The sequence below is a fragment of the Edaphobacter bradus genome, from assembly GCF_025685645.1.
GTDB classification, from domain to species: domain Bacteria; phylum Acidobacteriota; class Terriglobia; order Terriglobales; family Acidobacteriaceae; genus Edaphobacter; species Edaphobacter bradus.
On the sequence record NZ_JAGSYF010000001.1, the window covers coordinates 24,878 to 36,815 of the forward strand.

Genomic DNA, 11,938 nt, shown 5'->3' on the forward strand with positions numbered 1-11,938 from the left:
TTTTCAAAGGGGTTTTCCGGCAAAGCCCTCCCCTTTGTTTATTCCTTTGAGTCGATCCTTTCCCTGGGCTCCTTCCCGCTTCGATCCGTCGAGCGATCTCGCTTCCCGCGACTCCTCTGTGTGGTGATCCGCTGCGTCCTCTTGCATCCAACCGTGAATCTGCATCCAGTTTTCAACCAGCGTCGGGTAAATCGCTAACTCGGGCAGATGCGCAAGCCCCTGCGCCATTCCCAAGCCATGCTCTCCGCGCTCAAAGATGTGCAACTCCGCCGGCACGCCAGCACGCTTCAGCGCGTCGTAGAAGGCCGTCGAGTTCATGGAGTTCACGGTCTGGTCGCCCGTCGTCGAGAAGAGAAAGCACGGTGAGGTGTCCTTCGTCACATGCTGCTCCAGGTTGACGGCATCGATCAGCTTCGACGTGGGATGCGTGCCAATCAGCGCCTCCAGGCTCGTCCTGCGAGGAATCGCAGGGTCCATGCTCAGCCGGGCATACGACAGGATCGCGAAGTCCGGCCGGTCGCTCTCGCGCTCGATCGGGTCGGCGGCGTTCTTCTCTCCGGCGTCGTGGGTTGTTGCCAGATATGCCGCCAAGTGGCCGCCCGCTGAGAATCCCCAGACCCCGATCTTGTGTTTATCGATGCCAAGCTCCGCCGCCTGACTCCGCACATACCGAATGGCCCGAGCGCCATCCCACATCGGCAGCGGAAATCCATAACGCGGGCCGAGCCGGTAGACCAACACGAACGCGGTCACGCCTCGCTGGTTCAGCCATCGAGCCTCCTCCGCGCCCTCCTTCTCGGTGGAGAGATTGCTGTAGCCGCCCCCGGGCAGAACGATGACGGCGGAGTGCAGTCCTTCGCCGGTTGCCGGATAGACATAGAGTCTGGGAATGTCGCCTTCGCCAGTCCCCAGCGCGCCCGGCGCTCCCCTGGGCCACAGAACCACGGTACGCGAGAATCCCGTTGGCGGCTTGACCACTTTCGCCGGCGGCACAACCTCCGCGCGGGCAGCCGGCAAGCCGCTCCCCGAACACACACAGACAAGTCCCACAAGAGCTGCAACCACATACTTCATTTGCCGTCAGAATACACGCAAATTCTTTGAAATAGCAGGCAATTCCGCCTGACTGCAGAGTTGAAGCTACCGCTGGCCCGTTGAAACCACCGCAACGCGATCTCGTCTAAGTCGATATGAAGGACCTTCGTTCCATCCGGCTACCGCATTTCGCCGGCCTGCTGTTGCTGCTTCCGGTCTCTCTCCACGCCCAACAAGCCGCCGCGGATCAGAAACCCGTTGGATCCGCTGCCACCATCTCGGTCGACGCCCGCCTGGTCAACCTTCCGGTCGTTGTGCGGGACAAGAAGGGCGCGCTCGTCCAGAGCCTCACCAAAGACGACTTTACCCTGCAGGTGGATGGTCATCCCCAGACCATCCGCTACTTCGACATCGACAAGGACCTGCCGCTCACCCTCGGCCTGCTGGTCGATACCAGCCTCTCCCAGCGCAAGGCCATTGACGACGAGCGCACAGCGTCGAGCGCCTTCCTCGACCAAATGTTGACCAACTCGAAGGACCAGGCCTTCGTCATCCAGTTTGCCCACCAGACCGAACTGCTGCAGGACCTGACCTCTTCGCGGCCGAAGCTGCAGGAGGCCCTCAAGGAGCTGGACACCCCCGGAACCGGCTCCAGCGCCCATGATCCCGACGACTCAAGCAGTAGCTCCGGCGGTAACAACGGCAATAATAGCGGCCGCCGCCGCTATCGCTCCGGAGGCACCACGCTATATGACGCCAACTTCCTCGCCTCCGACGAGTTGATGGTGAAGCAGAAGGGGCGCAAGGCCCTCATTATCCTCTCCGACGGCGTCGACAACGGCTCGAAGGAGTCGCTGGCCAAGTCCATCGAGACCGCCCAGCGGGCTGACACCGTCATCTACGCCATTTACTTCAAGGGCGAGGAGCCGCAGGACTTCGGCGACCGTCAGCGGAGCAGCGGCGGACGCTTCCCGGGCGGAGGCTACCCTGGGGGTGGTCCTTTTCCTGGAGGCGGCGGTGGTGGTTATCCTGGCGGCGGCGGGGGCGGTTATCCTGGCGGTGGCGGAGGCTATCCCGGCGGTGGGGGTCGCGGCGGCGGCAACCCGGGAACGAGCCACGCGGACGGCAAGAAGATCCTCGAGCGCATGGCCACCGAGACCGGCGGCCGCCTCTTCGAGGTCAACAAGAAGCAGACCTTCGCCCAGATCTATACACAGATCGCCGAGGAGCTTCGCGCCCAGTACCGCCTCGGCTACACCCTCGACCCGGCGACCGCAGCCGAAGGCTACCATCAGGTTGATCTCGCTACGAAGAAGAAGGATCTCTACGTCCAGACCCGCGGCGGCTACTATATCGGCAAGTAAGTGCTGATTTACTCGGTAGATACGCCGCTTCCGCTGATATTATAGGGAGGACCCGCCGGCCACTGTTTTGCGACCTGGCGCGTCTCTAGCGCATCATCAAATAGGAGCGGCTCAGATCGTTCCAGAGGGAAGATTTTATGCGACTTCAAACCCGTGTTGCCGCCGGCATCCTGGCCATGTCTCTAGCGGCGCTCACCCCGTCTTTCGCTCAGATGGCGCCACCGTTCATCAAAAAGCATCTCTACTCCACCACAGCCGACCCCAACGCCGATATCGCCGCCGCCCTCAAACAGGCTCGTGCCGAGCACAAGCGTGTCATTCTCGACTTCGGCGGTGACTGGTGCGGTGACTGCCAGGTTCTCGACATCTACATGCACCAGAGCCCCAACGCCGAGCTGCTCGAGAAACACTTTGTCATCGTGCACATCGACATCGGCCATATGGACCACAACGTCAACGTCGCCGACAGATATAAGGTGCCGATCAATAAGGGCGTTCCGGCTCTCGCCGTTCTCGACGCGCACGGAAACCTCCTCTACTCGCAGAAGAACAAGGAGTTTGAGAACATGCGCAACATGAACTCCCAGGACGTCACCAACTTCCTCAATCGCTGGAAGGCCTAGAGTTTTCCTCTCGACCATGTATGCTTGCGGGCATACCCCGTGAAAAAGCTCCTTCGCATCCCGGTCGTGTTCCACAGCGCCGCCCTCAGCGCTGCGGACCATGATGCGTTCAATCTGGCACAGTCGGCTGCGTACTCAGCCATGCTGTCGCTCTTCCCGGCGCTCATCTTTGCGGCGTCCATTATTGCGCTGCTGCCTGGCGCGACGCACATTCGTGGACAGGTGGGCACTGTGTTTAGCCGACTTCTTCCGCCCGAAGTCATCCCTCTGCTTGCAGGCTACTTCGCTCCGGCTTCCTCGCACTACAGATCGGCCAATGCCCTTATCGTCGCATTCTTTTTCTCGGTAACGGGGGCTTCCGGCGTCATCGTTACCTTCATGGAGGGCATTCGCCGCGCTCACGGCCTGCCTTACGACTGCTGGACCTTCTGGGGACGCCGCCTCCGCGCTTATGTTCTGGTTCCTCTCTGCCTTGTTCCGTTCGCCATCGCCAGCTCCCTCGTAGTCTTCGGACACTATCTCACTGTCTGGATCGCTTTCCATGTTGACCCTGAGATTAGCGTCCAGGTCTACTTCATCGCGCTGACTCTTCGCTGGCTCATCGCCTTCACCGGCAGCGTCGGCCTTATCGCCGTGCTGTACCACATGGGAACCCCGCTGCGGCAGCCGTGGAAGCGCGTCGTCCCAGGAGCCATTACGGCCACAGCAATGTGGTTTCTCACAACTCTGGTCTTCGGATGGTATGTCACCCGCTTTGCCAACTACGCCCAGGTCTATGGCTCCCTCGGCGCTGGCATTGCGCTTCTGTTCTGGCTCTACATCGTCTCGCTCAGCGTGCTCTGTGGTGCAGAGTTCAACGCGCAGGTGAACCGACACATCCATAATGATGCCCCGGTTGTAACACCCAATTCAAACGCTTCAGTCCCACGCACGGCTCCTCGCGTTTAGAATGAGCAACGGAGACTGACTCTGCTTCTGACCGCGCAAGCGGCTCCGCAAAGATACAAAGAGGGCAAGACAAACGATCTGATGAAGCAATCTATGACGAAATCCCCGAACCAGCCCCCCGCAGACTCCGGCTTCCGCGGATCCGGGCGTCTCCGTCGCGCCAAGATCGTCGCCACCCTCGGCCCTGCGTGCAGTTCCATCGATGTATTTCGCCAACTTGTTCGCGCAGGCCTTGACGTTGCCCGCCTGAATTTTTCGCACGGAAGCCACGAACAGAAGGCTGAGCTCATCCGCATGGTTCGGCAGGTCTCGCGCGAAGAGGGCAAGCCCATCTGCATCCTCGCCGATCTGCAGGGTCCGAAGATTCGCACCGGCAAGCTCAAGGACCACAAGCCCGTTCAACTCGTCGCTGGCAACAAGCTCACCATCACGCCGCGCGAGATCGCCGGAACCGCGTCCATGGTCGGAACGACATTCGCCACGCTGGCGGAGAACCTCGAGCCCGGCTCGCGCATCCTTCTCTCCGACGGCCTCATCGAGCTTCGCGTCGAGCAGGTCAAGGGTGCTGACGTCGTCTGCCAGATCGTCAACGGCGGCATACTCGGCGAGAACAAGGGCATCAACCTGCCCGGGATCCCAGTGAAGGTCCCCTCGCTCACCGAGAAGGACGAAGAAGATCTCGCCTTCGCCATCGGCCAGGGCGTCGATACCATCGCCGTCTCCTTCGTTCGCACGGCCGATGACATCCGCCACGTCAAGAAGCGTCTCGCCGCGCTCAAATCCGACGCATGGATTATCGCCAAGCTCGAGAAGCCGCAGGCCGTCGAACATCTCGACAGCATCCTCGACGTCACGGACGCCATCATGGTCGCACGCGGCGATCTCGGAGTCGAAGTCCCGCCCGAGAAGGTTCCCGCCATACAGAAGCACATCATTCGCCGCGCAGCGGAGTACCGAAAGCCCGTCATCACCGCGACTCAGATGCTCGAGTCGATGATCGAGAATCCTCGCCCCACGCGCGCCGAGGCCTCCGACGTCGCCAACGCCATCTATGACGGCTCGGACGCCGTCATGCTCTCAGGCGAAAGCGCCGTCGGCAAATATCCCGTCGAAGCCGTCGCGATGATGGCCAAGATCGTCGCTGAGACTGAGCAGCAGATCCGCCTCGACCCGCCGTCGACGCGCCGCCATCCGCGAGGGATTCAGCTCTCCGTTGCCGAGACTATCTGCGAGTGCATGGCGCACTCCGCAGAAGACCTCGATCTCGCAGCCATCGCGATCTTCACGGAGTCCGGCGCGACAGCCCGCCTGCTCTCCAAGTACCGCCCTGACCCGCCGATCTTCGCGCTCTCTCCCTTCGAGAACGTCATCAATCGGTCAGTGCTCCTCTGGGGGACGTATCCGATTCTCTGTGGCCGCTTCCACGACACCGACAGTCTGGTCCGCATGGCCGAGGATATGCTCGAAGAACACGGCCATGTTCACGAGCGCCAGATCGTCGGCATCGTCGCCGGAACCCGCACTAAGTCCGGCGCGACGAACTTCATGCGCCTGCACATGATCGGCGACCGCGACACCGAACCAGCGAAGCCGCAGCCTGCGAAGAATGCCACTAAGAAGAAGCGCTGAGCTGACTCCATGGAATGAAACGCCGCCCCGTTTGAGGCGGCGTTTCTCTTTCTGAAGGAGGAATCTACTTCGATTCGGCGTTGAACGCATCCGCCGCACGGTTCATCTCATCCGCTGACGCCGCATGCGAGAACAGCATCACGCTGTAGTGAAATGTCGTGCTCTGCCCCTTCTCCAGCGTGTAGTTAAACGGTGCCTGTTTCGGATCGAAGATGCTTCGGCCCAGTGGATTCGCCGCAAACAGCCCATACCCGCGCGCGTGCCAGTAGGTCGGATACCCGGGATTGCCAGTGTGGTCGAAGACCGCGACCGTCTCAGTATGGCCGCCCGTTGTGCCTACGAGCTCGCACCAGCGTCCGCGCGTTCCCCACGCAGAATCGCCCTGCTTGCCCTCGCTCGTCAGGTAGACCCCCGTGGCCCCCGCGGTTGGCGCGCCCACCGTCGTCGGCCGCCCGCTCGCATCGGCGAAGGTCCCGCCTTTCTCGGTCGCTGACTCCAGAAAATGTGCCACGCGAATCCCCAGCACACCCTCCTTGTCATCGCGGAAGGCCGCGCGGTCCAGTGCGGTCATCGTAGCTGTCACATCGATCACGCGCGAATCTCCTTTCTGCGAGAAGACGTACCGCGTCGTCTGCTTCAGGATCTCCTTGTTCGCGCCCGTCACCCAGACCGAATCGACCACCAGTTCGCCGCGATCTTTGCCGCTTTTGGTGGAGACGATCCTCGTATGATTGATCGTCCCCATCTTGCCGCGGTCAGCGTCCTTGATCGCATCCGAGTTGTTCCAGAAGTCGAAGCCGTTCACGTTGCCGTAGTTGAACCACATGCCAGCGTGGTGCGGATGATCTACCCGCTCCGTCTCGCGCGGCGCAAGCGGATAGCCTCGTGTTACCGTCACGCCATCCTCAGCGATAAGAGGGAAGAGAACCGGCTTCTTCAGTGTCGAAGGCCACGTGTACGAGGTGAAAGGTTGGCCGTCGATTGTGATGTCAACCCTCTGATGCCCCTCGTCCGGAACTACCTGAACACCCTTGGCAGCTGCGCTCGCCACCGGCGGTCCACTTATCATCAGCGCACAACCTAACAGCAGACTACGCACGGACCTTTCCTCCGGCCACAATCCGCTGCGTCTTATCGTCGAAGGTCACGCGCTCGCCCGTCTGCATCGCCGCAATCGTCATGCACAACGCTACCGAGTGGCTGTAGCCTGCATCCACGTTTGCATTCGGCTGCTTGCGCGAGCGAACGCACTCCATCCAGTTGCGTATGTTGGCCGAGGTCTGCGGATCGGCGCCCGTGTTGGCCGCAGTCGAGACCTCCTGCGTCTCGCCGAGCGAAAACGTTCCCAGGAGGTTCGCTTTCATCCCCATCTCCGCCGCCGCCTTCGCTGTCAGGCCGCCCGTGGCGTTCACCACCTGCTTGTCCATGTCCAGCGAGCCGCCATTCGAGTAGTAGATCTCCTTTACGCTGCCGGCCGAGTTCGTCTGCCGCGAGGAGTAGAGCACCTGGAAGCCCTTCGACATATCATCCAGCGGACCGTAGTCGAAGACCGCCGTCAGCGTATCCCAGTTTTTGCGTCCGTCGTGCCACTGGTAGATTCCGCCGTTGGCTACAACACTCCGCGGATGCGGGAATCCGCTGAACCAGTGCACCGTATCGATCTGGTGCACCAGCCATTGATCGGGAATCCCCGACGAATACGGCCAGAAGAGCCGGAACTCAAGATATTTCCGCGCATCGAACGGCTCAGACGGATTGTCCATCAGATAGCGCTTCCAGTCCGTGTCCTGCTCCTTCAGCAGGGGAACCACATCGGGCCGCCGCCAGCGCCCCGGCTGGTTGACGTTCCACGTCATCTCCACCATGTTGATGTCGCCGAACCTGCCGGACTTGATGTAGTCGTACGCCTTCTGATAGCTCGGCGTGCTGCGCCGCTGCGTTCCGATCTGCACAACCTGCCCGCTCGCGTGCACCGCTTCGCGAATCGCCCGTGCGTCCTTCATCGTGTGGGCCAGCGGCTTCTCGACGTATGCATCGCGCCCGGCCTTCACTGCCTCCACTCCGTGTTTTGCGTGCTGAAAGTCCGCGGTTGCAATCAATACCGCATCGACGTCCTTGCGTGCGTACAACTCATCGTTGTTCCGAACCGTCTCCACCTTCGGCCCGCCAAGCTTTTCGATGTAGGCCACACCGTCCTCGCGCCGGCGGCTCCAGAGATCTGAGATTGCCACGAACTCGAAGTTCAATTCCTTCGAGTGCTGCAGGAAGGAAGGAATCAGGGCCTGCTTCATGCGGTCGCCGCAGCCCACCACGCTAACGCGCACCCGGTCGTTGGCTCCAATGATCTTTGCGTAACTGGTCGCGTTCCACGTTGCAACCGTCCCCGCGACTGCTGCGCCCATCTTGATGAACTCCCGCCGACTCGTCTCCTGCAATCCCATCGTTCGCTCCTCGAGGTCTATCTGCCGAATGGCGCAGCCCTGGCTCGTTACGAAAACGAGTTCGCTGCTTGAACCGTGGCGAGCGAAGTGTACAAAAGTTGCAAGAGGTCTGGCCACCAAGAAATGAAATGGTTCGGTAAGCAAACAAATCGCCATGCAACGCCTTATATTTCAACGAAATTATGAGGCTTGTCAGGTGGAGATGGAGCAGTGGTACATCCAATGCGGTTACCGCAACAGCGGAACATAGGCGCGCGTCGAGCGCCGATACTCCAGGAACTGCTGCCCAAACCGCGCCTCCAATAGGCGATCCTCGGCCCGCACACGAATCTCCGTGCCCACCAGGAAGATTGCGGTCGCCACGACGAACAGCAGCGGTGAAGCGGCCATGAAACCGATCCCCCACAGCGCGCACAGCATCGATGCGTAGATCGGGTGCCTTACCAGCCGGTAGGGTCCCTGGCGGACCAGTTCATGGTTCGCGTCGATCGCCGCGTCGAGCCGGAGGTGCTGCCGTCCCAACACACGAGTTGCTGACCACGACAGCAGATTCGCGGACACCAGAAGCAGCGTCGAAGCCACAACCCGCCAAAGCCCGGGCGACGCCTCCCAGAAGCGGCTCTGCAGCATCACCGTGTATCCCACCAACTCCAGCAGCATGCCCCATCGCGCACGCTTGTCGAGGCTCTGCGGAGCGCTCATGTTCCATCCGGTCAGCGCAAAGGGCAGTAGCCAGAGCACGACTCCCGCAATCACGATGGTGTAGGCATACACGGGCACAGTGCCATTAGACCACCATCGCCAGAGGCACGTCGCGGTTGCCCTTACAATCTCCTAATGGGCCGCATCCGCATCCTCTCCGACCTCGTGGCGAACCAGATCGCCGCCGGTGAAGTCGTCGAGCGCCCGGCCTCAGTCGTCAAGGAGCTACTCGAAAACTCCCTCGACGCAGGAGCCTCTCGCATCCGCATCGAGATCGAAGGCGGCGGCCGCAAGCTCATCCGCATCTCCGACAATGGCCACGGCATGGTGCGCGACGACGCTCTGCTCGCCTTCGAGCGCCACGCGACCTCTAAGCTCCGCACCGCCGACGATCTCCTCTCCATCGCCACCCTCGGTTTCCGCGGCGAGGCGCTGCCGTCCATCGCGAGCGTATCGCGCCTTACGCTCGAGACTCGCGACCCCGCTGACGAAGCTGGCACCGTTCTCGAGATCGCGGGAGGCAACATCCTCCGTGTGGAAGACGCCGGCCTTCCCGCCGGCACCACCATTACGATCCGCGATCTCTTCTTCAACACACCCGCGCGCCGCAAATTTCTCCGCACCGAGCAGACTGAGCTCTCGCACATCGCCGCGCTCGTCACCCACTACGCGCTAGCCAACCCAACGAAGCACTTCGAACTGCACTCGGCGACGCAGGCGCTGCTCACCGCGCCGTCCGTGCCCAACGCCGCCGACCGCCTCTTCCAGATCTTCGGCAAGGACACCACCGGCTACATGCTTCCCATCGCTGCCGAGCAGGACTTCGCGCACGCCGGCCTGCCTGAACCTCCGCCATGGAAGCGCGAACCCGACTACGAGCCGCCCGCTCCGGGCCATCTTCGCCTCGCCGGCTTCATCTCCAAGCCCGAGTTGCAGAAGCTCAATCGCAACTCCATCTACGTCTTCGTCAATCATCGCCTTATCCGCGACAAGCTCATCCTCCACGCACTCACCGAGGCCTACCGCAACATCATTCCGCCGACGTCATTTCCCGTCGTCCTCCTCTTCCTCGAGATGCCTCCCGAAGAGGTCGACGCCAACGTGCATCCCGCGAAGACCGAAGTCCGCTTCCGCCAGTCGGCCTTCGTGCACGACTTCGTCCGCGACACGGTCCGCACTGTGCTGATGCAGGCGCGCCCAGCCGCCAGCTTCGCCGCCGCGCTCAACAACGGCCGGTACGGACCGGAGAGCTCACTGCTGCTCGACGTAAGCCCGCTCCCCGACGGTCCAATCCCACCGGTCTTCGATCCCACGCGCGAGCCCGCCACCTTCCCGCAATCCGAACCCGAGCCTACCGCTGCCGACACTGTTCCTTTCACGACGGCAAAATCTCCCAGCTTCACCCTCGCCGCACCCATCGTTCCGCCATCGCCCGGACGCTTCGCCTATCCCGGCCACTCCATCCCCGTTGGCTACGAGGCCACCGCGCCCGCGACTCACGAGCCAGGCACCAACGGCGCGCCGCAACAGACGGACACGCTCTACGCGCTCTCGACGCTAAAGCCGCTCGGCCAGCTTCGCGACTCCTTCATCCTTGCCGTCAACGAAGAGGGCCTCTGGATCATCGACCAGCACGTCGCGCACGAGCGCATCCTCTTTGAAAAGGTCCTCCGCGAGAGAACAACGGAGCAGGTGCAGAAGCAACGCCTCCTCATGCCGCTGCTCATCGACCTCCTCCCCGCGCAGATGCTCTCCTTCGCCGAGATTGCCGACGAGCTGCAACGCAACGGCTTCGAGGTCGAGCCCTTCGGTCCGCGTACACTCGCCGTCAAGGCCGCGCCCGTAGGCCTCGAAGGCAGGGAACTCGAGCAGATGCTACAGGAGGTCCTCGAAGCTCCCGATCGTAACCAGCAGGCTGAAAATGCCGAGGCCCGCCGTCGCCGCATCGCCGCCTCCATCGCCTGCCACGCGGCCATCAAGATCAACCAGCCCCTCGAACCCACCAAAATCGAGTGGCTCCTCAACGAACTAGCCAAGACCGAACACCCCACCGCCTGCCCCCATGGCCGGCCTATTGCGCTGCGTTACTCCCACAGGGACATTCAACGCGCCTTCCAGCGCATCTGAGCTTTGTCACTTCCAAAAGAGGAAAGCGGCTTCGAACCTCGAAGCCGCTTTCTTCGTCACGTTAACCAACCATCTTAGCGGTTGTCATTGCTGGCCCGCAGAGACATTCAACGTCATCTGTGTGCCGCTATCCAGGCTGAGGTTCCTGCCCGCCGCGTCGAGCGAGCCCGAGCTGCTCGCGCTGGTTGCGCTTGAGAGCGTCACGCCCGGCATATTCGCAACGGGGACATGGTCCAGCGCGACGGCAGAGCCTGCGCTCGCCGCAACATTGCTGCCCACTGCGCTCGTGTCCGCCACGACAGAATTGGCGCCCGACCGCACTGCCCCGCCTACGTCCCCAACCGAATTGGAAGCGCCGCCAACCACACCGCCAGCCGTGCGGCCAACGCCTCCCAGCAATCCACTGCGGCTTCCGCCACCCGCCGTCGCTCCTCCAGATGACTGAATCGACATATCGTCAGCCGTGCTCGCCGTCAAAGCCGTTGGTCGCGCCAACGAGGTCAACGTCGCGTGCACGGGCAGCTCGCGCCCGTCGTGTAACACGGCCCGGTCAAGGCTGAATGCAAGATGCGAGCTCTTGTCCGCGCTCGACCTTGCATGAGTCTCGGTCACCTTACCCAGCAGCCGCGTACCCTTCGGCAGCTTCGTACCGTCGATCAGCTTTGCAGTGCTCGTGGTCTTTGCCTCTACTTCATCTCCTACCTTTGCATTTCTGGTGTCAATCTTCTTTGTTAGCTCAGCAGATAGATTCGTAGCCTGTGAAGCCGAAGCAGAGGCCTGTCCTGCCTGCGCAGCCGCCGTCGTGGCCGCGTTTGCCTCCGCTGCACTGCTTGATTGGACAGCGGCACGGGACAGCCCAGCATCGGCGTTTGCTGCTGTGCTCGCTGCTCCTGACGCACCTACCGTCTGGGCCTGTAGCGCAATTGAAAAAATTGCAATGGGGAGAACTGAAAGATATTTCATCGCTGACTGCCTCCGGTGACACTAAATTCGGACTCATGGATTCACGAGCCCAATCCTGCTAACGCAGTAGGACGCAAACTGTTGCGGTGCTGTTGCTCATTAATTC

Annotated in this window: 10 protein-coding genes; 5 read left to right on the forward strand and 5 right to left on the reverse strand. The window is 61.7% G+C overall.

Features of this window, described 5'->3' with window-relative positions:
- Nucleotides 1-3 precede the first annotated feature (3 nt).
- Entirely contained in the window at nucleotides 4-1,017 is a 1,014-nt protein-coding gene (locus tag OHL16_RS00115; RefSeq protein WP_263365045.1) for an alpha/beta hydrolase, read from the reverse strand.
- A 173-nt stretch (nucleotides 1,018-1,190) separates the two neighbouring features.
- On the opposite strand from OHL16_RS00115, the gene OHL16_RS00120 reads away from it, so the two are divergent.
- From OHL16_RS00120 to pyk, 4 genes are all read left to right on the forward strand, one after another.
- On the forward strand, nucleotides 1,191-2,399 hold the full coding sequence (locus OHL16_RS00120; protein WP_263365046.1) for a VWA domain-containing protein: 1,209 nt from the start codon (nucleotides 1,191-1,193) through the stop codon (nucleotides 2,397-2,399).
- A gap of 137 nt (nucleotides 2,400-2,536) precedes the next feature.
- Complete coding sequence (locus OHL16_RS00125) at nucleotides 2,537-3,022, forward strand: thioredoxin family protein (protein ID WP_263365047.1); 486 nt, start codon at nucleotides 2,537-2,539, stop codon at nucleotides 3,020-3,022.
- 39 nt (nucleotides 3,023-3,061) lie between these two features.
- Nucleotides 3,062-3,970 (forward strand): YihY/virulence factor BrkB family protein, encoded by a 909-nt coding sequence (locus OHL16_RS00130; protein ID WP_263365048.1) that lies wholly within the window; start codon nucleotides 3,062-3,064, stop codon nucleotides 3,968-3,970.
- A gap of 93 nt (nucleotides 3,971-4,063) precedes the next feature.
- Nucleotides 4,064-5,599, forward strand: coding sequence for a pyruvate kinase (gene pyk / locus OHL16_RS00135; RefSeq protein ID WP_263365049.1), 1,536 nt, complete (start codon nucleotides 4,064-4,066; stop codon nucleotides 5,597-5,599).
- A 64-nt stretch (nucleotides 5,600-5,663) separates the two neighbouring features.
- Here the strand turns inward: pyk and OHL16_RS00140 are convergent, their stop codons facing one another.
- The 3 genes from OHL16_RS00140 to OHL16_RS00150 all read right to left on the reverse strand — a co-directional run bounded on the left by OHL16_RS00140 (nucleotide 5,664) and on the right by OHL16_RS00150 (nucleotide 8,820).
- Nucleotides 5,664-6,698 (reverse strand): DUF6807 domain-containing protein, encoded by a 1,035-nt coding sequence (locus tag OHL16_RS00140; RefSeq protein ID WP_263365050.1) that lies wholly within the window; start codon nucleotides 6,696-6,698, stop codon nucleotides 5,664-5,666.
- Nucleotides 6,691-8,040, reverse strand: a complete 1,350-nt coding sequence (locus OHL16_RS00145) for a Gfo/Idh/MocA family protein (protein WP_263365051.1) — start codon at nucleotides 8,038-8,040, stop codon at nucleotides 6,691-6,693. Before OHL16_RS00145 ends, OHL16_RS00140 begins: the two co-directional genes overlap by 8 nt.
- A 228-nt stretch (nucleotides 8,041-8,268) precedes the next feature.
- The gene (locus OHL16_RS00150) at nucleotides 8,269-8,820 is read right to left on the reverse strand and encodes a methyltransferase family protein (RefSeq protein ID WP_263365052.1); all 552 of its coding nucleotides are present in this window, start codon (nucleotides 8,818-8,820) and stop codon (nucleotides 8,269-8,271) included.
- A 57-nt stretch (nucleotides 8,821-8,877) separates the two neighbouring features.
- On the opposite strand from OHL16_RS00150, the gene mutL reads away from it, so the two are divergent.
- Nucleotides 8,878-10,869 carry a DNA mismatch repair endonuclease MutL gene (gene mutL / locus OHL16_RS00155; RefSeq protein ID WP_263365053.1) on the forward strand — a complete coding sequence of 664 codons (1,992 nt, stop codon included), beginning with the start codon at nucleotides 8,878-8,880 and terminating at the stop codon, nucleotides 10,867-10,869.
- Nucleotides 10,870-10,953: 84 nt separating this feature from the next.
- Here mutL and OHL16_RS00160 read toward each other — a convergent pair whose 3' ends face one another.
- On the reverse strand, nucleotides 10,954-11,832 hold the full coding sequence (locus tag OHL16_RS00160; RefSeq protein ID WP_263365054.1) for a hypothetical protein: 879 nt from the start codon (nucleotides 11,830-11,832) through the stop codon (nucleotides 10,954-10,956).
- Between the last annotated feature and the right edge of the window lie 106 nt (nucleotides 11,833-11,938).